This is a genomic window from Curtobacterium sp. L6-1 (assembly GCF_018885305.1).
GTDB lineage: Bacteria > Actinomycetota > Actinomycetes > Actinomycetales > Microbacteriaceae > Curtobacterium > Curtobacterium aetherium.
The window spans coordinates 860,533-881,907 of record NZ_CP076544.1 but is presented as its reverse complement, the minus strand read 5'-3'; the positions used below and the strand labels follow the sequence as shown (position 1 = coordinate 881,907).

Annotated in this window: 22 protein-coding genes and 1 pseudogene; 11 read left to right on the top strand and 12 right to left on the bottom strand. The window is 73.0% G+C overall.

Annotated elements, in window-relative coordinates; translation table 11 throughout:
- Window positions 1–4: 4 nt before the first annotated feature.
- Both KM842_RS04125 and KM842_RS04120 read right to left on the bottom strand, forming a co-directional pair.
- Complete coding sequence (locus KM842_RS04125; protein ID WP_216261210.1) at window positions 5–220, bottom strand: helix-turn-helix domain-containing protein; 216 nt, start codon at window positions 218–220, stop codon at window positions 5–7.
- Window positions 220–891, bottom strand: a complete 672-nt coding sequence (locus tag KM842_RS04120; protein ID WP_216261208.1) for a hypothetical protein — start codon at window positions 889–891, stop codon at window positions 220–222. Before KM842_RS04120 ends, KM842_RS04125 begins: the two co-directional genes overlap by 1 nt.
- 124 nt (window positions 892–1,015) lie before the next feature.
- Here KM842_RS04120 and KM842_RS04115 point away from each other — a divergent pair, with 124 nt between their 5' ends.
- Entirely contained in the window at window positions 1,016–1,711 is a 696-nt protein-coding gene (locus tag KM842_RS04115; RefSeq protein WP_216261206.1) for a hypothetical protein, read from the top strand.
- On the opposite strand, the gene KM842_RS04110 is transcribed toward KM842_RS04115, so the two are convergent.
- Window positions 1,708–2,679 (bottom strand): NAD-dependent epimerase/dehydratase family protein, encoded by a 972-nt coding sequence (locus tag KM842_RS04110; protein ID WP_216261203.1) that lies wholly within the window; start codon window positions 2,677–2,679, stop codon window positions 1,708–1,710. The two genes, KM842_RS04115 and KM842_RS04110, sit on opposite strands and share 4 nt — an antisense overlap.
- A gap of 101 nt (window positions 2,680–2,780) precedes the next feature.
- On the opposite strand from KM842_RS04110, the gene KM842_RS04105 reads away from it, so the two are divergent.
- Together KM842_RS04105 and KM842_RS04100 are read left to right on the top strand one after the other, a co-directional pair.
- Window positions 2,781–4,445 carry an ABC-F family ATP-binding cassette domain-containing protein gene (locus tag KM842_RS04105; protein WP_216261202.1) on the top strand — a complete coding sequence of 555 codons (1,665 nt, stop codon included), beginning with the start codon at window positions 2,781–2,783 and terminating at the stop codon, window positions 4,443–4,445.
- Between the two features lie 26 nt (window positions 4,446–4,471).
- Entirely contained in the window at window positions 4,472–4,957 is a 486-nt protein-coding gene (locus KM842_RS04100; RefSeq protein WP_253206243.1) for a tetratricopeptide repeat protein, read from the top strand.
- A gap of 6 nt (window positions 4,958–4,963) precedes the next feature.
- Here the strand turns inward: KM842_RS04100 and KM842_RS04095 are convergent, their stop codons facing one another.
- Window positions 4,964–5,626: a TetR/AcrR family transcriptional regulator gene (locus KM842_RS04095; protein ID WP_253206242.1), complete on the bottom strand. Its 663-nt coding sequence runs from the start codon at window positions 5,624–5,626 to the stop codon at window positions 4,964–4,966.
- Between the two features lie 104 nt (window positions 5,627–5,730).
- Here KM842_RS04095 and KM842_RS04090 point away from each other — a divergent pair, with 104 nt between their 5' ends.
- Window positions 5,731–6,678, top strand: coding sequence for an alpha/beta hydrolase family protein (locus KM842_RS04090; RefSeq protein WP_253206241.1), 948 nt, complete (start codon window positions 5,731–5,733; stop codon window positions 6,676–6,678).
- Between the two features lie 74 nt (window positions 6,679–6,752).
- Here the strand turns inward: KM842_RS04090 and KM842_RS04085 are convergent, their stop codons facing one another.
- Window positions 6,753–7,301, bottom strand: a complete 549-nt coding sequence (locus KM842_RS04085; protein WP_216261198.1) for a gluconokinase — start codon at window positions 7,299–7,301, stop codon at window positions 6,753–6,755.
- Window positions 7,298–8,800: a GntP family permease gene (locus KM842_RS04080; protein ID WP_216261196.1), complete on the bottom strand. Its 1,503-nt coding sequence runs from the start codon at window positions 8,798–8,800 to the stop codon at window positions 7,298–7,300. Before KM842_RS04080 ends, KM842_RS04085 begins: the two co-directional genes overlap by 4 nt.
- 213 nt (window positions 8,801–9,013) lie before the next feature.
- Between KM842_RS04080 and KM842_RS04075 the strand changes: the two genes are divergently transcribed.
- Together KM842_RS04075 and KM842_RS16115 are read left to right on the top strand one after the other, a co-directional pair.
- A complete protein-coding gene (locus KM842_RS04075) occupies window positions 9,014–9,712 on the top strand; it encodes a FadR/GntR family transcriptional regulator (RefSeq protein WP_216261193.1) in 699 nt (232 codons plus the stop codon).
- Window positions 9,709–9,915, top strand: a pseudogene (locus KM842_RS16115) (hypothetical protein); the annotation flags it as partial. The gene KM842_RS04075 and the pseudogene KM842_RS16115, both read left to right, overlap by 4 nt.
- A 183-nt stretch (window positions 9,916–10,098) precedes the next feature.
- Here KM842_RS16115 and KM842_RS04065 read toward each other — a convergent pair.
- The 5 genes from KM842_RS04065 to KM842_RS04045 form a co-directional block, all read right to left on the bottom strand.
- Window positions 10,099–10,704 carry a GNAT family N-acetyltransferase gene (locus KM842_RS04065; protein WP_216261191.1) on the bottom strand — a complete coding sequence of 202 codons (606 nt, stop codon included), beginning with the start codon at window positions 10,702–10,704 and terminating at the stop codon, window positions 10,099–10,101.
- A gap of 23 nt (window positions 10,705–10,727) precedes the next feature.
- Window positions 10,728–11,414, bottom strand: a complete 687-nt coding sequence (locus KM842_RS04060) for a uracil-DNA glycosylase (RefSeq protein ID WP_216261189.1) — start codon at window positions 11,412–11,414, stop codon at window positions 10,728–10,730.
- A gap of 1 nt (window position 11,415) precedes the next feature.
- Entirely contained in the window at window positions 11,416–12,135 is a 720-nt protein-coding gene (locus tag KM842_RS04055) for a Type 1 glutamine amidotransferase-like domain-containing protein (protein WP_216261187.1), read from the bottom strand.
- Window positions 12,132–12,665: a phosphoribosyltransferase gene (locus tag KM842_RS04050; protein WP_253206240.1), complete on the bottom strand. Its 534-nt coding sequence runs from the start codon at window positions 12,663–12,665 to the stop codon at window positions 12,132–12,134. Before KM842_RS04050 ends, KM842_RS04055 begins: the two co-directional genes overlap by 4 nt.
- An 88-nt stretch (window positions 12,666–12,753) precedes the next feature.
- Window positions 12,754–13,530: an SDR family oxidoreductase gene (locus KM842_RS04045; protein WP_216261186.1), complete on the bottom strand. Its 777-nt coding sequence runs from the start codon at window positions 13,528–13,530 to the stop codon at window positions 12,754–12,756.
- A 116-nt stretch (window positions 13,531–13,646) separates the two neighbouring features.
- Between KM842_RS04045 and KM842_RS04040 the strand changes: the two genes are divergently transcribed.
- A complete protein-coding gene (locus KM842_RS04040) occupies window positions 13,647–14,756 on the top strand; it encodes an acyltransferase family protein (protein ID WP_216261184.1) in 1,110 nt (369 codons plus the stop codon).
- A 12-nt stretch (window positions 14,757–14,768) separates the two neighbouring features.
- Here the strand turns inward: KM842_RS04040 and KM842_RS04035 are convergent, their stop codons facing one another.
- The gene (locus KM842_RS04035) at window positions 14,769–15,755 is read right to left on the bottom strand and encodes a helix-turn-helix domain-containing protein (protein WP_216261182.1); all 987 of its coding nucleotides are present in this window, start codon (window positions 15,753–15,755) and stop codon (window positions 14,769–14,771) included.
- Between the two features lie 299 nt (window positions 15,756–16,054).
- Between KM842_RS04035 and KM842_RS04030 the strand changes: the two genes are divergently transcribed.
- The 4 genes from KM842_RS04030 to KM842_RS04015 all read left to right on the top strand — a co-directional run bounded on the left by KM842_RS04030 (window position 16,055) and on the right by KM842_RS04015 (window position 21,303).
- Window positions 16,055–17,386 (top strand): bifunctional o-acetylhomoserine/o-acetylserine sulfhydrylase, encoded by a 1,332-nt coding sequence (locus KM842_RS04030; protein ID WP_216261180.1) that lies wholly within the window; start codon window positions 16,055–16,057, stop codon window positions 17,384–17,386.
- Window positions 17,387–17,452: 66 nt separating this feature from the next.
- On the top strand, window positions 17,453–18,652 hold the full coding sequence (metX, locus tag KM842_RS04025) for a homoserine O-acetyltransferase MetX (RefSeq protein WP_216261178.1): 1,200 nt from the start codon (window positions 17,453–17,455) through the stop codon (window positions 18,650–18,652).
- Between the two features lie 180 nt (window positions 18,653–18,832).
- Window positions 18,833–19,990 carry a sensor histidine kinase gene (locus tag KM842_RS04020; protein WP_216261177.1) on the top strand — a complete coding sequence of 386 codons (1,158 nt, stop codon included), beginning with the start codon at window positions 18,833–18,835 and terminating at the stop codon, window positions 19,988–19,990.
- On the top strand, window positions 19,987–21,303 hold the full coding sequence (locus KM842_RS04015; RefSeq protein WP_216261174.1) for a hypothetical protein: 1,317 nt from the start codon (window positions 19,987–19,989) through the stop codon (window positions 21,301–21,303). The genes KM842_RS04020 and KM842_RS04015 overlap by 4 nt, the downstream gene beginning before the upstream one ends.
- Window positions 21,304–21,375: the final 72 nt, after the last annotated feature.

Genomic DNA, 21,375 nt, shown 5'->3' with positions numbered 1-21,375 from the left:
GAGCCTAGGCGGACGCGTCCGGCACCTGCACGAGCAGGTCCCCGACCTGGCAGTCGAGTGCGACACAGATCGCTTCGAGGGTGCTGAAGCGGACGGCCTTCGCGTGCCCGTTCTTGAGGATCGAGAGGTTGACGGTGCTCACGCCGACCTGTTCGGAGAGGTCGACGAGGGTCATCCCGCGCGCCAGCAGCAGTTCGTCGAGACGACAGACGATCGCCATCAGACCAGCCCGGTCGCGTCGTCCCGGTAGCCGTCGGCCGTCCGGAACACCGACGCGAGAGCAGCGAGCCCGGCTGCAGCGACGACCGGCCAGAAGGGGGCGCTGAGCTGTCCCCGCTCCGGGTGCCCGGTGTACGAGCCCGAGAACTCGGGCAGGGTGCCGGCGATCGCCGGTTGCGTGAACCGAGCGACCAACTCCAGGATCGTGGCGGCCTCGAACCCCACGAAGACGATGACGGCGAGCGTCACGAGCGCGCGCGAGCAGGTCCGGGCGAACGGGCGCCCGTCGCCGATGCTGCGGGTCACGAGCAGCAGGCAGACGGCGATGCCCATGGTCGTGAGGACGGCGACGAGTTCGCTCAGGCTGTGCAGCACGATCGTGGCGGCCGGCAGGTCCTGCACCCGTCCGATCATCTCGGTGACCGCCGGTGTGGTCCCGGGCACGATCGATGCTCCAGCCGCCGCGGACGCCGACGGCTGGTCGATCGGTTCCTCGAGCGACCACGTCCAGTCGATGCCGGTCGTCCGGTGTGCCAGCTGGTCGACCATGCCGGCGACAACGAACCAGGCGCGGACCGCCGAGACCACGATCGTGCCCAGCGCGACGACGAACACGAAGCTGACGGAGCTCTTCTGGCGGAGCGCCGCTGCACGCTCATCGGGGACGGACATGTGGCGAGCATAACGAGGATCGTTGTGCTCCGGCACTTCCTGAGCACAGCGACAGTCGACGTGGCCGGCAGGCACCGGTGCGGAGGTGCTTGACCCCGGCGCAGCGGCGGGGCAGGCTCACCGCATGCACGTGGGTGGAGTCCTCGCAGCGGACGCACCGGATCCGGCCGTCGAACAGCGAGCGGGGGTCCGGGCTCTCGGGTTCGGCGTCGCCGGCCTCGTCCCGCAGCGCCACCTCGAGGAGCTCCGCGGCCTGAACGTGTCCACCGGCGAGTCCGGCGACGGGGTCGAGCAGGCGACCGTCGCGCGGAACTACACACTGTGGCGGAACCCCGACGACCGGGACGACCCGGTGAACGAAGCCGACCTCGACGAGGCGCGTCGCGCCGCCCTCGAGGACGACCCGCCCTGGCCACGCCCCGCCTGGCTCGTCGAGGTGGCCCGACGTCTGCGTTTCCCGATGCTCTGGGAAGCGGTGGCGACGCACTGGCACTCCGGAGCAGCAGACGCCCTCGACCCCGCTCGCGTGCTGACCGACCACGTGCAGTCCGTCCTGGTCAACCAGTACCGCGAGGCCCACGCCATGCCGGACGTCGTCGAGGAACGCTGGCCGGTCGTGGTCGACGAGCGGAGCGTGCAGTCCGGCCACCCGGTCCTCGTGGACGGTGTCCAGCGTCGGGGCTTCGTGCTCGACACCGACCCGTTCGTGCTCGGTCTCGCGACGGTGCTCGACGACGGCAGGGTCCTGACCGCGGTGCTCCCCCGCGACGACCTCGGACTGCTCACGGTCGCCTTCGACTCGTCGGCGTCCCTCGACTAGTCGCGCCGCGCCACGGCCCGCAGGACGCGCCGCTCGTGATCGGGTGTCAGTCCCGCCCGGCGCGGTCGGTCGACCCCGCGACGACGTTCGTCCTCGACGACACGGCCGACGGTCTCGACGAGTGGGCGCGCGACCCCGCCTGCGTCCCGGAACGCCCGGCCGCTGCGCCGCGCGAACCCGACCTCGCTCACCGGGATCCAGAGCGGCAACGAGGCTGCTCCCGCCCAGTACGCGACCCCGTGCTCGAGGAGCGCAGCGTCGTCTGTCTCCACGAGCCTCCCGCCGAACGCGGTCGTGGTCGCGACCGCCTCGAGGAACGCCCCCATCGACGTACTGCGCCCGACGGCGTCGACGGTCCCCGTCCGGGCAGCCGCACCGGCACGGGCGATCCACTCAGCCAGGTCGGTCACGTCGACGACCTGCACCGCGCGACCCTCGAGCACGGGGACGACCACGTCACCGCCGCGCTCGAGCCGCGCCGCCCAGTACCCGAACCGGTCGCTCGGATCGCCCGGACCGACGACGAGCCCCGGTCGCACCACGAGCGCGTCGGCACCCCGCACCGCGCGGACCGCCCGCTCGCCGGCGACCTTCGCGTCGGGGTACCGGGTGACGTCCTCCGGTTCGACGACGTCCGCGGCCTCGTCGCCGTCGGGCTCGTCCGTCCTGGCGTACACCGAGACCGACGAGACGCCCGTCCAGTGCGCCGCCCGCGCCGAGAGCGCATCGAGTGCCGACCGGACGTGAGCCGGGTCGGTCGCGAGGTCCACGACGGCGTCCCAGTCGGCGGCGACGCCGTCGTACGCGCCCGGCAGGGACCGGTCCGCCCTGACCAGCCAGGCGCCCGTGGGGACCTCGCCGGAGAGGCCGCGAGCCAGGCAGGTCACCTCCGCTCCGGTCCGCAGTGCGGCGTCCGCCACCTCGCGGCCGAGCCACCCCGTCCCACCCAGCACCAGCACGCGTCGCATCGCGCCAGTCTGGCAGGCGCCGGACGGGAGGCACGGGGCGGCCGCACGCCGCGCCTCCCGTCCGGTCCGTGGCCGCCCCCGCGGGGTGGGACGATGTGGGGATGACCGCCACGCTCGTCGCCAAGGGGCTCGCCGGCGGCTACGCCGCCCGCACGCTGTTCGACTCCCTCGACCTCACGGTCGCGCCCGGTGACGTGATCGGCGTCGTCGGCGTGAACGGTGCCGGCAAGTCGACGCTGCTGCGCCTCCTCGCCGATGTCGACGAGCCGCTCGACGGGACCGTGTCGCTCTCCCCGACCGACGCGTTCGTCGGCTGGTTGCCGCAGGAGCACGAGCGGGTGCCCGGGGAGACGGTCGCCGGCTACGTCGCCCGTCGCACCGGGTGTGCGCAGGCCGCCGCCGAGATGGACGCGACCGCCCTGGCGCTCGGCGAGCCCGACGCCGGGGACGCCGCTGCCGACCGGTACTCGACGGCGCTCGAGCGGTGGTTGGCGTCGGGGGCGGCGGACCTCGACGAGCGAATGCCGGTCGTCCTGGCCGACCTCGGCCTCACGCTCGACGCGGCCGACGGCTCGGTGACCGCGGACTCGCTCATGACGTCCCTGTCCGGCGGACAGGCCGCGCGCGTGGGGCTCGCCGCCCTGCTGCTCTCGCGGTTCGACATCGTGCTGCTCGACGAGCCGACGAACGACCTCGACCTGGACGGGCTGCACCGCCTCGAGGAGTTCGTGCGCGGCCTGCGCGGCGGTGTCGTGCTCGTCAGCCACGACCGGGAGTTCCTGGCCCGGTCGGTCACGGCCGTGCTCGAGCTCGACCTGGCACAGTCGTCCAACCGGCTGTTCGGCGGCGGGTACGACGCCTACCTCGAGGAACGGGAGATCGCCCGGCAGCACAAGCGTGATGCGTACGACGAGTTCGCCGCGACGAAGGCCGACCTCGTCTCGCGCGCGCGGACCCAGCGCGAGTGGTCGAGCCAGGGCGTCCGGAACGCGATGAAGAAGGCCCCGGACAACGACAAGATCCGCCGGAAGGCCGCGAGCGAGTCGAGCGAGAAGCAGGCGCAGAAGGTCCGGCAGATGGAGTCCCGGATCGCGCGGTTGGACGAGGTCGAGGAGCCCCGCAAGGAGTGGCAGCTCGAGTTCACGATCGGCCAGGCACCGCGGTCCAGCGCCGTCGTCGCGACCCTGTCCGACGCACGGTACGAGCAGGGCGACTTCACCCTCGGCCCGGTCTCGCTGCAGGTGAACGGCGGCGACCGGATCGGCATCACCGGCCCGAACGGTGCCGGCAAGTCGACGCTGCTGCGGGCGCTGCTCGGACGGCAGGCGCCGACGAGCGGCACGGCGTCCCTCGGGTCGAGCGTCGCGGTCGGCGAGGTCGACCAGGCCCGCTCGCTGTTCACCGGGCCGACTCCCCTGGCGTCCGTGTTCGAGGGACTCGTGCCGGAGATGACGACCGCCGACGTCCGGACCCTGCTCGCGAAGTTCGGGCTGAAGGCCGAGCACGTCGGTCGATCGTCGGGCGAGCTGTCCCCCGGCGAACGCACCCGGGCCGGCCTGGCGCTGCTGCAGGCACGCGGGGTGAACGTCCTGGTGCTCGACGAACCGACGAACCACCTCGACCTCGCCGCGATCGAGCAGCTCGAACAGGCCCTCGAGACGTACGAGGGCACGCTGCTCCTGGTCACGCACGACTGCCGGATGCTCGACACCGTGCAGCTGGACCGCCAGTGGCGCGTCGAGGCCGGGCGGGTCACCGAGGCCTGAGCCGGGCGGCGTCCTACGCTTGCGGGGTGGACGACATCGAGTGGGAACAGCACGTCGAGGACCTCTGGGCGGACGCGGACGCGGACCCGGCGGAGCGCATCGACCGGATGCGTGACCTCGCCGGCTCGGCGCCGCACCCGGCCCTGGGCGCCTTCGAGCTCGGCGGTGCGTACGACTCGGGTGGGCGCGAGGCCGACGCCGACGCCGAGTACCGCCGCGCCACCGAGGCCGGTCTCGGCACGGTCGATCCCGAACGTGCCGCGCGGCTGGTCATCCAGCACGCCTCGACCCTGCGGAACCTCGGCCGGGTGGACGACGCCATCGCCATGCTCCGTTCCGCTCCGTCGCACCCGTCGATCGGCGCGGCCCCGTCGGTGTTCCTCGCACTGGCCCTGCACAGCGCCGGACGGCAGGACGAGGCGTTGCGCCTGGCCCTCGAGACGATCGAGCCGACCATGCCGCGGTACAACCGGTCCGTCCGGGCCTACGCGGCGGCGCTCACCGAGGCCTGACCCGGCTCACCGCGGCGCCCCGACGAGCGCTCCGGAGACGTACACCTGCACGGCCCGGTCCACGTCGAAGTCCGGGTCGGCGGCGGTCCCGATGCACAGGTTCCCGACCCCGCGCAGGAGCTCGTAGCCGCTGAGGTCGGCGCGGCCCGCACCGTCGTCCCGGCCGCCCGCGCCCGCCACCGCCGCCCGGGCTGCCGACAGCAGCTCCGTGCAGACCGGCACCAGCCGGTCGACGAAGTACCGGTGCAGGGCGTCCGTCCCGGCCGCGTCCCCGTGCATCGCGACCGGCAGCCCGTGCTTCGTGACCAGGAAGTCGACGAACAGCCCGATCCACGCACGGAGTGCTCCCTCGGGCGTGGGGGTGTCGGCCAGGAGGCGCGGGCCGGCCTCGGCACACGCCTCCACCTGGTGGCGGTAGACCGCCAGCACGAGGTCGGCGCGGGTCGGGAAGTGCCGGTAGACGGTGCCGACACCGACCCCGGCCTCGGCGGCGACGGCCCGGACGGGGGCATCGACCCCGGCGCGGACGAAGACCCGCGCGGCGGCGTCGAGCAGGTTGGCCTGGTTCCGGACGGCGTCGCTCCGCCGCGAGCGGTCGGTCACGTCGGGACCGGCGTCCGAGTGAGCGGAGGCGAGGTCTGCGGGCTCGGGGTCGGCATGGTCGGGCACGGGCGACTCCTCACATCGATTGCATGCGGAACACTGTTCCGCTACTGTCCGGAACGTCGCTCCGTTTCATCCTACGGCAGCGCACCGCTCCCGGAAGGAACCCCGTGCCCACCACGTCCACGTCCACAGCTCTCGACACGATCCTCGGCGCCGGCGTCCCGGTCGTCTCCGTCGCGCCCGTCGACCTCGACGCCCCCGACCGTCCGCTCCCCCTGCAGGTGCGTGTCTCCGCCCCGGTGACGGGCTCCGACCTGCCCGTCCTGCTCTTCTCGCACGGCAACGGCCAGCACCTCGACGCGTACGCCCCGCTCGTGTCGTCCTGGGCGTCGTACGGCTTCGTCGTCGTCCAGCCGACGCACCTGGACTCCCGCCGGAACGGCTTCGGCTTCGACCACCCCGTCTTCCCGTCGATCTGGCGGGAGCGGACCACCGACCTCGTCCGCGTGCTCGACCAGCTCGAAACCGTCGAGGCGGCGCTGCCCGGGCTCGCCGGCCGCGTCGACCACACGCGCGTCGCCGCGGTCGGGCACTCGTGGGGAGCGCAGTCCGTCCAGGCGCTCCTCGGCGCGCGTGTCCTCGACGACCAGGGCCGCCCGGGCGAGGACCGCCGGGACACGCGGGTCACCGCCGGTGTCCTCCTCGCCGCCACCGGGGTGGCCGGGGACGAGCTCGTGCCGTTCGCCGCGGAGAACTTCCCCTTCATGCGCCCGTCGTTCGCCGAACTGACGACCCGCACCCTGGTCGTCGCGGGCGACCGGGACCAGTCGGCGATGTCGACCCGCGGGCCGGACTGGTTCACCGACGCCTTCACGTCGAGCCCGGGCGCGACGGACCTGCTCACCCTGCACGGCGGTGAGCACGGCCTCGGCGGCATCTCCGGCTACGAGGCCGCCGAGACCACGGACGAGGACCCGGCACGCGTCGCGCTCGTGCAGCGCCTGACGACCGCGTACCTGCGCTCCGCGCTCGACCCGGAGGACGACGCGTGGGAGCGGGCACGGGCCTCCCTGCCGACGACGCCGGACGCCCCGGCGTCCGTCACCGGTCGCTGAGCACGCCCGGACCGGGCGGTGGACGCCGGCGCAGACGAGGCGGGGAAGCCGGTGTGCCCGCGGGCACACCGGCCTCAGCCGCGCCGGAGGCCGAGCGCGGCGACGACCTCGGCCGTCTCGTCCGCCGGCGACCGGTCCGCGGTCACCGTCACGTGGGCCTCGTCCGACTGCGGCGGTTCGAGCGTCGCGAGCTGCGAGTCGAGCAGGGACGTCGGCATGAAGTGGCCCGAGCGGGCGGACATCCGGTGCTCGAGCAGGGCCCGGTCCCCCGCGACGTGCACGAAGACGACCCCGGCGGCGCGGAGCACGTCCCGGTAGGAGCGCTTCAGGGCCGAGCAGGTCACGACGCCGTTCGTCCCGGCGTCGAGGTGCCCGCGGATCCAGGCGGCCACGACGTCGAGCCACGGCCAGCGGTCCTCGTCCGTCAGGGGCGTGCCCGCCTCCATCTTCGCGACGTTCGCCGCGGGGTGCATGTCGTCCCCCTCGGCGAAGGCCCAGTCGAGCTCGTCGGCGATCATGGCCGCGACGGTGGACTTGCCCGACCCGCTGACACCCATCACGACGAGCACGCGGGCGTCGAGCGGCTGCACGCCCGTCGTCGTGTCGACCACTCCCGCGCTCATCCGACGAAGATCCCGGCGACGAGGACGCCGGCCAGGCCGACGAGGGAGATGAGGCACTCGAGCACCGACCACGTCTTGAAGGTCTGCCCGACCGTGGTGTTCAGGTACCCCTTGACCAGCCAGAACCCGGCGTCGTTGACGTGCGACAGGAAGACCGACCCGGCGCCGATGGCGAGCACGAGCAGGGACGTCTCCGGCGAGGACAGGTCCTGCGCGATGGGGGCCATGATGCCCGCGGCCGTGACCGTCGCGACCGTGGCCGACCCGGTGGCGACGCGGACGAGTGCCGAGACCACCCAGGCGACGAGGAGCACGGAGATGCCCGAGTCCTTGACGGCGTCGGCGATCACCCCGCCGATCCCGGTGTCGATGAGCACCTGCTTGAACCCACCACCGGCACCGACGATGAGGAGCACGCCGGCGATCGGCGGCAGCGCGCTCTCGAGCGACTTCGCGACCGCGGACCGGTCCATGCCGCCGCCGATCGCGAAGAAGACCATCGCGAACACGGCCGCGATGCCGATGGCGATCATCGGCGTCCCGAGGAAGTCGAGCAGCCCGACGAGCGCACCCGATGCGTCGGGCGCGGTCGCCTCGCGGATCGCCTTCGCGAGCATGAGGACGACGGGCAGCAGGATGCCGACCAGCGCGGTGGCGAACGATGGGCTGCGCGGTTCGCTGATGACGCGGGTGAAGTCGCTCTTGCCGTTCGGCAGGGACGCGGTGTCCTGCGTGGCGGGGCCGCGCCGCGCCTCCCGTGCGGAGTGGGCGGGGTCCTCACCGCGTGCGCCGAAGATGTCGGGCACCGGCACGTCGACCCAGCGCGCCGCGAAGCGGGCGAAGACCGGTCCGGCCAGGACGATGACGGGGATCGCGAGCACGATGCCGAAGGCCAGCGTGGTGCCGAGGTCGGCACCGACCGTCGACACGGCGACGAGCGGCCCGGGGTGCGGCGGGACGAACGCGTGCATCGTGGAGAGGCCGGCGAGGGCGGGGATCGCGATCTTCATGATCGGCACGTCGCTGCGCTTGGCGACGAGCACGATGATCGGGATGAGGAGCACCAGGCCCACCTCGAAGAACATCGGCAGACCGATGAGCGCGCCGATGAGGGCCATCGTCCAGGGCAGGGCTGCGGCCGAGGACCGGCGGACGAGGGTGTCCACGACACGGTCGGCGGCCCCGGAGTCGACGAGGAGCTTGCCGAACATCGCGCCGAGCCCGACGAGGATGCCGACGCTGGTCATGGTCGCGCCGAAGCCGTTGCCGAAGCTCGTGATCGCCTGCTCGGGTGCGAGCCCCGCGCCGATGCCGACCCCGAGCGCACCGATCGTCAGCGCGACGAACGGGTGCACCTTGAGCCAGGTGATGAGCACGATGATGACGACGATGCCGACGAGTGCGGCGATCACGAGTTGCGGGATGGTCCCCGACGGGTCGACCGTCTCGGTGCCCGCGGCGAGCACACTGCCCGCGGCCGTGGTCTGGAGGTGAGGCATCTGCGCCCCTTCCTGGCACAGCTCCTGCGCTGCGCCGTCCTGCTGCTGGTGCCGGACCGTTGGGGTGCTGATCACACCCGAGGTCGACCGAATAATCTGATTAATCAGACTACATCGTCGTCGTCCGCGCGCCACCCCGTCTGCTGCGCAGTCTGCCGCTGCAATGGGGAGCACGTCACACATCCGCGTGCGACGAGCCGACCAGGAGGAACGATGCCGACACCCCGCGGCCTGCACGCCCACGTGCTCGACACGCTCGGGCAGCGCATCGTCGACGGCACCGTGGCGCCCGGCACCGTCCTGCGCCCCGAGGACGTCGCCGCGGAGTTCGGCGTCTCCCGCTCCGTCGTCCGCGAGGCCCTGCGCGTCCTGCAGTCCCTGAGCATGGTCGAGCCGCGGCAACGGGTCGGCACGCAGGTGCTGCCGTCGACCGCGTGGGAGCTGCTCGCGCCGTCCGTCATCCGATGGCGCGGGGCGTCGTCGGCCTACTTCACCCAGCAGCGTGAACTCCTCGAGCTCCGACTCGGCATCGAGCCCGTCGCCGCCGCGCTCACCGCCGACCGGGGCGGGGACGACGCCCGGGCCGTGCTCGCCGCCGCGCTCGAGATGGTCGCCGCCGCCGATCGCGGTGACGGGCGCGTTTACCTGGAGGCCGACGTCCGCTTCCACCGCGCCCTGCTCACCGGCTCGGGCAACACCGTCTTCGCGCACTTCGCCGGGACGGTCGAGGCGCTGTTGCGGACCAGGACGAGCGAGTCGCGGGACACCATCACGGGGTGGACCGCCGAGGCCGCCGCCCGCCACGAGGCCGTCGGTCGGGCGGTGGTCGGACGGGAGGCCCGGGTCGCTTCCGACACGACGGCCGACCTGGTGCGCGTGACCCGCGACGAGTTCATCGCCGAGGCCCGCTGACCACATCGGGCTCGGGCTCTCACGTCACGGCGCCGTGGGCGACCCTGCACACGTTCACCATCCGCAACCAGACCGTCAGCTCCATCAACGCGGTGAACGGGTCGGAATCGGACAACAACGGCAACGTGCGCTCCGGCCCGTACGTCACCGTGCAGGACCAGGACGGCGTCTCGTCGACCATCAGCCTGAACCTGCAGTACAGCATCGACGCGAAGGCCGTCACCGACATCTACCGGTCCTACAAGACCGAGGAGAACTTCAAGACGCACTCCATCGGCAACTCGGTGGCCGCAGGGGTCCGACAACATCCTCAGCCTGTCGGGGACCGGGGCGAAGTCGAAGTGACGACCGGACGCTCCGGGCGCCCCTGTCGCTCCGGGCGTCGCTCAGCGCAGGAACGGCCGGCGGCGGATGCCCTTCAGCCGGAGCCGCATCGTGACCGTGCCGAGCCACCGGTCGTACTTGTAGCCCACTCGGCCCATCCGACCGACCTCCTCGAAGCCGAGCCGCTCGTGCAGCCGGATCGACGCGTCGGCGGACCGGTCGGCGATGACCGCGATCACCTCGCGCACGCCGGCGACCCGACAGGCCTCGAGGAGCGCCTCCATGAGCGCCCGTCCGAGACCCTTCCCGCCCGAGGCGGCACCGAGGTAGATCGAGTCCTCGACGACGTGGTTCGAGCGGTCGCGGATGTTCCACGGCTCGACGAGCGCGTAGCCGAGCACCTGGCCGGAGGGGTTCTCGGCGACCAGGAACGGCAGTTTCCGCCGCTGCACCTCGTCGAACCGACGCTTCCACGCGGCGAAGGTGAACGCGGCGGCGTCGAACGTGACCGACGAGTTCCGCACGTAGTGCGTGTGGATCTCGCGGACCTCGGGCAGGTCCGCGGCCGTGGCGGCGCGGATCGCGTAGGTGAAGGGCGACTCCGACGGCGCGGGCGTCCGCAGGTGCCGCGGCAGGACCCGCCGCTGCTGGTATTCCTCCTCGAGCACGGCACGAGCCTACGGGAGGCGCGTCACACCTGGGCGGGCAGCGTCCAGTCCACGGGGTCGGCACCCTGGGCGACGAGCAACTCGTTCACCGCGGAGAACGGCCGGCTGCCGAAGAAGCCGCGCGAGGCGCTCAGCGGACTCGGGTGCGCCGACGCCACGACCGGCGTCTCCCCGAGGAGCGGCCGGACCGATGCGGCCTGGGCACCCCAGAGCACGGCGACGAGGGGGCGGTCCCGCGCGACGAGGGCGCGGACGGCCTGCTCGGTGACGCCCTCCCACCCCTTGCCGCGGTGGCTCGCGGGCTCGCCGACGCCGACGGTCAGCACCCGGTTGAGCAGCAGGACGCCCTGCGCCGACCACGCGCGGAGGTCGCCGTGCTGCGGGGGCGTCACCCCGAGGTCGTCGGCGAGCTCGCGGTACACGTTCTGCAGGCTGCGCGGGACCGGGCGGACGTGCGGGTCGACGGCGAAGGACAGGCCGATCGGGTGTCCGGGCGTCGGGTAGGGGTCCTGCCCGACGACGAGCACCTTCACGCGGTCGAAGGGGTCCTCGAAGGCACGGAGCACGGCCGGCCCGGCGGGCAGGTACGGGCGTCCGGCCTCGGTCTCGGCGCGGAGCCAGTCCCCGAGCCGGTGCACCTCGTCCTCGACCGGGGCGAGCGCCGTGGCCCAACCGGGATCGACGAGGTCTGCCAGCGGCCTCGGCTGCACGTCAGGCGCCCATGGTGGCGACCGAGACGGACTCCTCGCCCGCCATCACCCGCCAGACGCTCCCGGTCCCCCGGACCTCGAGCGCACCCTCGCCGACGACGAGCGCGGTGTCCTCGTCGATGGCCAGGCCCGCGGTGACGAACTCGGCCTCGGCGCTGGCGATGAGCCGGGCGAGCGTGCCGGCCTGCACCGCGTGCACGTCGATCGTCAGGTCGACCAGGCCGAGTCCTTCGCGGAGCTCGACCTCGTCGAGGCCCTCGGAGGCGTCCTCGGGGCAGATCTCGACGCCGCCGATGCGGAAGCCGCCGACCAGGGCGCGGTCCGCGGCGATCATCGCGCCCGCGGAGTAGCCGAGGTACGGCAGGCCGTCGGCGACGAGCAGGCGGACCTGGTCGACGAGCGGGGCCACGGCGGACAGGTAGTCGGGCGTGCGACCGCCGCTGACGACGAGGGCGTCGACGTCGCTGAGGACCGTCGTGTCGAAGGTCCCGCCGGCGGGTACCTCGGTGACCAGGACCTCGGCGGCACGGGCTCCGCCGAGCACCTCGGCGATGTCCGCGGTCGAGCCGGGCGACGAACCGTCGGCACCGGCGACGGAGAGCAGCGCGATGCGCGGGACGGTGCGACCGACCGCGGCGGAGCGGGCGGTCGCCTCGGCGGTGAAGGCGGCGGCGACGTCCGCGGCGACGAAGGGTCCGCCGCCGACCAGGTGGATGCTCACGACTCGGCCGTCACCGGGGCGAGGGCGCTCCACGGGAAGGTGATCCACCCGTCGACGCGACGCCACACGTGGTCGGGCTCGAGGACCGTGCCGGGCTTCGAGTACAAGCAGGCGCTGCGGACGTCGGCCCCGGCGCTGCGGATGATGTCGACCACGAGCGCGAGCGTGCGGCCGGAGTCGGAGACGTCGTCGGCCACCAGGACGCGCTTGCCGGCGAGGCTCGGTGCGTCGAGGGCCGGTGCGAGCACGACGGGCTCCTCGAGCCGCTGCTCGACGTCGGTGTAGAACTCCACGTTGATCGAGCCGCACTCCTTGGTGCCGAGCGCGTAGGCCACGGCGCCCGCGATGATGAGGCCGCCACGGGCCACGGCGACGACCACCTCGGGCTCGAACCCGGCGGACAGGACGTCCTTGGCGAGCAGGCGTGCGGCGTCGCCGAACTCGAGCCAGCCGAGCACCTCCGGTCCGCTCGTCACGGTCACCACGGTCGACGACGCGGCAGGCTCCGCGGGTTCGCTGCTGATCGGCATCCGCCCACGGTACCGGCAGGGACGCGCCCGCCGCGACCCGCGGGCACGACCCGGGCGCTGCGGGGTGTCCGGGTCGGTCGGGCCGTCGCTACAGCTTCGGGGTGAGCGGCCCGCGGGCGGTCTTGTGCTGCGCCGACTGGGCCACCGGCCGGACGGTGACGAGGTCGAGGTTGACGTGGGCGGGCAGCTCGACGGCGTGCACGATCGCCTCGGCCACGTCGTCGGCGACGAGCGGCGCCTCCACCCCGTCGTAGACCGCGGCCGCCTTGTCGGCGTCGCCGCCGAAGCGCACGAGGGAGAACTCGTCGGTCTTCACCATGCCGGGCGCGATCTCGACGACGCGGATCGGTTCGCCGTTCAGTTCGAGCCGCAGGACGCCGACCAGGGCGTGCTCGGCGTGCTTCGCGGCGACGTAGCCCCCGCCGTTCTCGTAGGTGACGAAGCCCGCGGTGCTCGTCACGGTGACGACGTCCGCACCGCCGGTCTCCGCCGCCCGCCGACGCAGCGCGGGCAGGAGTGCCGCCGTGACGCGCTTCGTGCCGAGGACGTTCACCTCGAACATCGCCCGCCAGTCGTCGGTGCTCGATTCCTCGATCGAGGCCGAGCCGAACGCTCCCCCGGCGTTGTTGACGAGCACGTCCGCGCCCCCGAGTGCGTCGACCCGTGCGGCGAGCGCCGACACGTCCGCGTCCGATGTGACGTCGACGACCAGGGTGTCCGCCCCGGTCTCCGCGGCGAGCGCCTCGAGTCGGTCGGCACGGCGGGCGACGGCGAGGACGTCCCACCCGTGCTGGCGGAAGAGGCGGACGGTGGCGGCCCCGATGCCCGAGCTGGCTCCGGTGACGACGGCGCGACGTGTGGTCATGATGCTCCTCGATGGTCCGTGTGCACGGGTGTCCGTGCGGACGGCCGGTGGGGACGGGCGTCCGGTCGCCAACGCTACCGACACCGGCGGCCCGCGCGGACGGTAACGTGCGGAGGATGACGACGGACGCCGCGCCTCCCGCGCCCACGGCACCGGCCGAGCCGCTCGAGGCGGGCCGGGCGAAGCGCCGGATCCCGATGTGGGACACGTCGCGGTTCATCGCGGTGACCCTGGTGGTGGTGGGTCACGCGATCCAGCGGCAGACGGCGGGCAGCGAGCACGCCCTGGCGCTGTACACGTTCATCTACGCGTTCCACATGCCGGCGTTCGGGGTGATCAGCGGCTACTTCTCGTCGGCGGACACCCCGACGGCGAAGCGGATGCGGCGGACGTTCACGGACATCGTGGTGCCGTACATCGTCATGCAGACGATCTGGACCGTGGTGCAGGCGATCGTCGAGGGCGGCAAGGAGTTCAACCCGACGAAGCCGACGTGGACCCTGTGGTTCCTGCTCGCGCTGGGGATCTTCCGGTTGATCCTGCCGTACCTGGCGCAGCTGCGGTGGCCGCTGGCGTGGGCGGTCGTGCTGAGCATCGGTGTGGGGTACTTCGACAACGTCGACTCGACGCTGTCCCTGTCGCGGGCGATCAGCCTGCTGCCGTTCTTCCTGCTCGGGTGGCAGGTGAAGCAGTGGGGCGTGTTCGACCGGTGGTACGAGGCGCCGCGTCGCGTGGTGGTCCGGGTGCGAGTGGCCGCGGCGGTGGTGTTCGCGCTGTGGGCGGCGGCGTGCGTGCTGTTCACCCCGCAGTTCGAGGAGTTCGACCTGCACCACTGGTTCTTCTACGACGACTCGTACTCCGGGCTCGGCGAGGACACGTGGTGGGCCGGTGGGGTCCGCTTCGGGCTGATGGTGTTCGCGGCGGCGCTCACCGCGGCGTTCCTGCTCCTGGTGCCCCGGCGGACCGTGTGGCTGACGAAGTTCGGTGCCGCGACGATGTACGTGTACCTGCTGCACACGTTCGTGCTCTACCCGATCCGCGAGTCGGGCGTGCTGGCGGGTGAGCACTCTGCGTGGCCGTACGTGCTCGTCATGGTGCTGCTGGCGTGCGGGGTGAGCCTGTTCCTGGCGCAGCCCTTCGTGCGGCGTGGGATGCGGTGGCTCCTGGAGCCCGACGTGTCGTGGTTGTTCCGTCGGGACCCGGCCGAGCAGGCGCCCCGCCGGTAGTCGGCTCGGGCGTCAGGAGCGGAGCGTGTCGCTCGGGAGCTCCCCGAACCGCTCGGCGTAGTAGCCGGCGAACCGTCCGAGGTGCGAGAAGCCGCAGGCCCGGGCGATCGCGGCGATGCTGACCTCGCCGGGTCGCGCGTCGGCGAGCGCGGCGCGGGCCCGGCGGAGTCGGGCTTCGCGGAGTGCCTCGAGCGGAGTCGGCAGGTCGTTGCGACTGAAGGCCTGCTGGAGTCCGCGTTGGCTGAGCCCGGCGGCCTGCGCGAGGTCGGCGGCGGTGAGGGGTTCGGCGAGGTGCGCGTCGATGTGGTCGAGTGCCCGGGCCACGTTCGTCGGGTGGCCCGCGTGCCGCGGTGCGCCGGGTGTCGGCACGAAGGCGTCGAGGAGGCGTCGGCTGACGGCGTCGACGAGTCGGGTGCGTTCGAGGCGGTCGGTCTCGGTGTCGAGCAGGAGGGGGGCTGCGGTGGCCAGGATCGCCCGCAGTGCCCGGAGCCCGTCGGGGTCGGCGTGCCGGCCGAAGACCAGCGGATGGACGCCGTCGCCGGTGCGGGCGGCGTGGAGTTCCTCGAGCGGTCGTGCGGCCAGGTCGATCGTGTGCAGCGTCACGCCGGCCGGGGTGGCGAAGGTGAACGGGCGGCCGGTCGGGTAGACAGCGGGCAGGCCGGCCGCCACGACGAGTTCGTCGTCGGTGTCGGCGTCGAAGACCACCTGCCCGTCGTGGGCCCAGGTGACGAGGTACCGGCCCACCGGTTCGATGCGTCCCCACCGGTCGGCGGCCAGGGCGGAGCTGCGCAGGCGGAGCCGGTCGTCGCCGACGGCGCGGAACCGGAAGCCGAACGGCCGGTCGGGGTCCGCGGTGAGGCGGATGCGGTGGGCTTCGTGCACCCGTTCGTAGAACCCGACGGCCTCGTCGAGGTCGCGGCCGGCGACGTCGTCGCGGCGCACCGCGGGCGGTTCCGCGGCCGGACCGTGGTCCGGGGTCCTGGGTGGGCGAGCGTGCATGACGCCACGACTGTAGGTCATCCGGCGGCGCGGTGCACCGGCGTGCGTGCTGCGGACCGGTACAGGACCGCGGACCGGCACGCGACCGAGGCGGCGGACCAGGACCCGGTGCGGCGGACCAGCACGGGACGCGGGCGGGGCGTGGCCGCGCGACGGTGCCGCGTTACGTCCGGGGTCGGTCGCGCTGGTGCCGGCCCGGCCACCTGCGTAGCGTGACGGGCGACGGACAGACGCGGCGGTTCTCCCGGCCCCCGCGTTCGTGTCGACCCGACGAGCACGGCGACGGACAGGAGCTCCAGATGACCACGAACGACGCAGCCGCCTGGCGGTTCGAGACGACCCAGGTGCACGCCGGCGCCGCTCCGGACCCGACGACCGGTGCCCGGGCGACGCCGATCTACAAGACGACGTCGTACGTGTTCGAGAACTCGGACCACGCGCGGGACCTGTTCGCGCTCGCGCAGCCGGGCAACATCTACTCGCGCATCATGAACCCGACGAACGACGTGGTCGAGCAGCGCATCGCGGCGCTCGAGGGCGGCACGGGCGCGCTGCTCGTGTCGAGCGGCCAGGCGGCGGAGACCTACGCGGTGCTCAACATCGCGGGTGCCGGCGACCACATCGTGTCGTCGTCGTCGATCTACGGCGGCACCTACAACCTGTTCAAGTACACGCTCGCCAAGCTCGGGATCGAGACGACGTTCGTCGAGGACCAGGACGACCCCGAAGAGTGGCGCCGCGCGGTCCGGCCGAACACGAAGCTGTTCTTCGCCGAGACGATCGGCAACCCGCGCATCAACGTCCTCGACATCGAGACGGTCGCGGGCGTCGCCCACGAGTCGGGTGTGCCGCTCATCGTCGACAACACCATCGCGACGCCGTACCTCATCCGCCCGTTCGAGCACGGTGCCGACATCGTCGTGCACTCGGCGACGAAGTTCCTCGGCGGCCACGGCACCGTCATCGGCGGGGTCGTCGTCGACGGCGGCTCGTTCGCCTGGTCCGACCACGCCGAACGGTTCCCGGAGTTCAGCACCCCGGACCCCTCGTACCACGGGGCGGTGTTCTCGCAGGCGGTCGGCGACGCCCTGGCGTACGTCGTGAAGGCCCGCGTGCAGCTCCTCCGCGACCTCGGCGCCTCGAACTCCCCGGACACCGCGTTCGCGCTCCTGCAGGGCATCGAGACCCTGAGCCTGCGCATCGAACGGCACGTGTCGAACGCGCAGGAGATCGCGGAGTGGCTCGACCGTCACCCCGACGTCGCCACGGTCGCCTACGCGGGCCTGCCGACGAGCCCGTGGTACCCGGCGGCGACGAAGTACGCGCCCCGCGGGGTCGGGGCCGTGCTGTCCTTCGAGCTCAAGGGCGGTGTGGACGCGGGTCGCGCACTCGTGGACAACCTGCAGCTGTTCTCGCACCTGGCGAACATCGGCGACGTTCGTTCGCTCGTCATCCACCCGGCGTCGACCACGCACTCGCAGCTCACGCCCGAGCAGCAGCTCACCACCGGCGTCACCCCGGGCCTGGTGCGCCTGTCGGTGGGGATCGAGAACGTCGAGGACCTCAAGGCCGACCTGGAGGCGGGGCTCGCCGCCGCGCGCGCGGTCGCGCAGGCGGGTCTCCGCGCCTGATCCACCCGGCCGAGGCGACGTAACACGGCGGCGACGAGCCGCGCCTCCAGGGAGGATGGACGCACCATGGACTGGCAGACGACCCCCGAGGACTCCGTGCCGTCCACCCTGGTGCCCGGCGCCGAACTCGGCACCATCGGCAAGCCGCCCGTCACCGGCGCCTGGCGTCCCGGCGACCCGGTCGGCGCACGTCGGTTCGAGGACCTCGGCGAGCAGTTCGTCCGCGGCGGCCGGATCCCCGCCGTCCGGGTCGCCTACGAGACCTGGGGCACCCTGTCGCCCGACCGTGACAACGCGGTCCTCGTGTTCCACGCCCTCACCGGCGACTCCCACGTGGCGGGGCCGCCGGGGCCGGGGCACCGCACCGCCGGGTGGTGGGGCGACGTCGTCGGGCCCGGTCTCGCGATCGACACCGACCGGTTCTTCGTCATCGCGCCGAACGTGCTCGGCGGCTGCCAGGGCACGACCGGCCCGTCGTCGGTGGCGCCGGACGGGGTCGAGTGGGGCTCGCGGTTCCCGTTCGTCACGGTCCGCGACCAGGTGGCGACGCAGGGACGCCTGGCGGACCGGCTCGGGATCGACCGGTTCGCGGCCGTCGTCGGCGGGTCGATGGGCGGCATGCACGCGCTGGAGCTCGCGGTGACCCAGCCCGAGCGCGTCGCACGCCTGGCGGTCCTCGCGACCACGGCGCAGACCACCGCCGACCAGATCGCCGCGAATTCGCTGCAGCGTGCCGCGATCCAGATGGACCCGGGCTTCGCCGGCGGCGACCACCACGACGCCGAGCCCGGCGAGGGCCCGCACCGTGGGCTGGCGCTCGCACGGCGGATGGCCCTGATGACCTACCGCGCGCCCGACGAGCTGAACGGTCGCTTCGCCCGGTCGTGGCAGAGCGACGTCTCCCCCCTCGGCGACGACGGCCGGTTCTCCGTCGAGAGTTACCTGGACTTCCACGGCAACAAGTTCACCCGCCGGTTCGACGCCGCCTCGTACGTGGCGCTCACGCACGCGATGGACTCCCACGACGTCGGTGCCGGCCGCGGCGGGGTGGACGCAGCACTGGCCCGCGTGACCGCCCGGACTCTCGTCGTCGGGGTGTCGAGCGACCGCCTGTTCCCGGTCGAGGACCAGCACCGCATCGCCTCCGGGGTGCGCGACACGCTGGACGGCGACCGGTCCGCCGTGATCACGAGCGAGTTCGGTCACGACGGCTTCCTCATCGAACACGAGGCCGTCGGCGCGCACCTGCGGCGCCTCCTCGACTGAACGGGGTGCGCGCGTGTCCCCGGAACGTGGGACACGGGCAGACCGATCCGTCGGCCCCCGCGCGCCGAAGGCCCCACAACGGGTGTCGCCCGTGGAATGATGCAGGAGACGCGGTGTCGAACCGTGCTCGGTTTCCCCCAGAACACTGCTCTCCCGAACCAGGAACAGCCAGGACCAACGATGGAACTCCTCGCGCAGGAACGCGACCGCCTCCTCCGGTCGACGACCCGTGTCGTGGGTGTCGTCTGCGCGCTCGTGAGCGTCGTCGGCGTCGCCTCGTCCCTCGCCGTCCCCGCGCTCCCCCTGGTCGCCGGGTTCGCCTGCATCGCCGTCATGGTCGGATCGCTCATCGCCTTCGGCTGGAACGGCTCGACGTGGTGGACGGCCGCCACGATCCTGAGCGGCCTCGGCGCCGTCGCGCTGCTGACCACCGCCGTCGCCGCCGACGACCGCGCCGTCATCGCGAGCGCCCTCGTGCCACTCGCCGGTGGCGGCCTCGCCTCGCTGCTCATGGCCCAGCGCGGACACCCGGTCGGCCTCGGGCTGACCGTCGCCGCCGGCGTGGTCTCCGCAGCCCTGGTGAGCTGGGCGAGCGGCACCGTCCTCGCCGCCCCGGTCAGCGGTGTCCTGCTCGGATGGGTGCTCATCGCGGTCATCGCGGTGTGGATCAGCCGGAGCATCCCCCGCGTCGCCCGCCGCATCTACAGCATCGGCACCGCCCACCGTGCCGAACGCCAGGCGAGCGAGACCGAGGCGCAGCGTCGCCAGGGTGCACGCCTCCTGCACGACACGGTGCTCGCGACCCTGACCCTGCTCGCCCACTCCGGTGTCGGCGTGTCCGAGCACGCGATGCGCGAGCAGGCCGCCGAGGACGCCCGCCTCCTGCGCCACCTGCGGCTCGGTGCCACCCCGCAGCCACAGCAGTCCGGCGACTACTCGCTCACCCGCACCGAGGAGTCGCCCCTCGGGCAGACGCTCGAGTCCGTCAAGCAGCGCTTCGGTCGGATGGGGCTCGAGGTCGCCTGGCACGGCACCGGACAGGTCCTCCTGCCCAAGCACGTCCTCGACGCGTTCCTCCTGGCGCTCGGCGAGTGCCTCGAGAACGTCCGCCGCCACGCCGGGGTGCCCGAGGCGCACGTCACGATCGTGCACGACGAGGCGATGGTCCGCGCGATGGTCACCGACTCCGGCGTCGGCTTCGAGCTCGACGCCGTCGGCTCCGAACGACTCGGCTTCAAGGAGAGCGTCGTCAACCGTCTCCGCGAGGTCGGCGGCGACGCCCGCCTGTTCTCCGCCCCCGGTTCCGGCACCACCGTCGTCCTCGAGGCACCGCGGTGAGCGGCGTCCCGGAGGACACCATCAGCCGAGGCCTCCCCGGCGAACAGAGCGCACCCCGCACCCGCCGGGAGGCCCGTGAGCGCTACCGGGGCACCGACCGTCGGCAGGCGCGCGGCCTCCCCTCCACCTCCACCGGGGCGCGCTCGCTCCGGCAGGCTGCCCAGCCCGGCGCCTCGCTCGGCGCCGGTCACCTCGGGCTCGGGGCCGCGGTGCTCACCGGCCTCGAGGCGCTCGGCGGCATCGTCTTCTTCCTCGTGCACTGGGACGACTACGCGAACCCGTGGCCGACCGCGGCAGCATGGGCGCTCTTCGTCGTCGCGGCCAGCGCCGTGCTCGCCACCGTCCTCACGTACGGCGAGCGGCTGACCGGGCTGGCCTTCGGACTCATCTGCGTCGTGCTCGCCTGCATCGTCACGCTCGACTTCATCGGGATCTGGCCCCAGCACGACGTCGGGCACACCGCGACGGCGTCGATGGCGGCCGGCTTCGCGCTGCTGCCCATCACGACGCTCCGACCCGCGCGCGAGGTGATCGTCGCGATCGTCACCCTCGGCCTGGCGTTCGTCGTCTACGCCGTCGTCTCGACCCCGCTCACCCCGGCGACGCTGCCCGGCATCGTCACGACCGTCGCGGTCACCATCGTCCCGCCGTCGATCGCCCTGTTCGTCGTCCACCGCTTCCGGCAGCTCGTGCAGCGGGAACTCGACCGCGTGCTCGTGCAGAGCAACGTCGGCGCCCCGCAGTTCGCGGTCGGCATGCTCGCATCGGACGAGCTCGCCCGGCTCGACCTGGCCGCCGAGAAGCTCCTCGACGCCGTCGCGAACGGCTCGGACCCGTTGCCGTTGTCCGACGCGTCGTCCTCGGTCGCGGCGTCGCTCGCCACCGAACTCCGCCTGCACCTCATCGAGGGCCGACGCGAGACGTGGCTGTACCACGCGATCACCGAGTCCGACCACCTGGGCCGCTCCGTCGCCGTCGCCGACCCGAGCGCCCTCGCCGGCCACCTCACGCCCGCCCAGCGCGACGGTCTGCTCCAGGCGCTCTGGCAGATGGTCGGCGACGGACGCAGTCAGCAGCCGGGCGTCCCCGTCGTGTCCGTCACGCTCGGCCCGGTCGGCACCGACGGACACCCGGTCAGCGACGACACCATGGACGTGCCCGTCGTCATCGAGTCGCGCGGGGTCCCCCGCCGGCGCCTCGGTCCGGCCGCCTGGACCGCACTGCAGCGCATCGGTCCGTACACCGACACCGTCCGCGACGGCGTGCTCCACGTCACCGCGCACTGCGTCGTGAACCGGCACCCGCAGATGTGACGCACCACGCGCCTCCCGGCCCCGGCGACCTGCCGCAACCGGACAACCTGGCCAGCCTCCCCGAACCGGGCC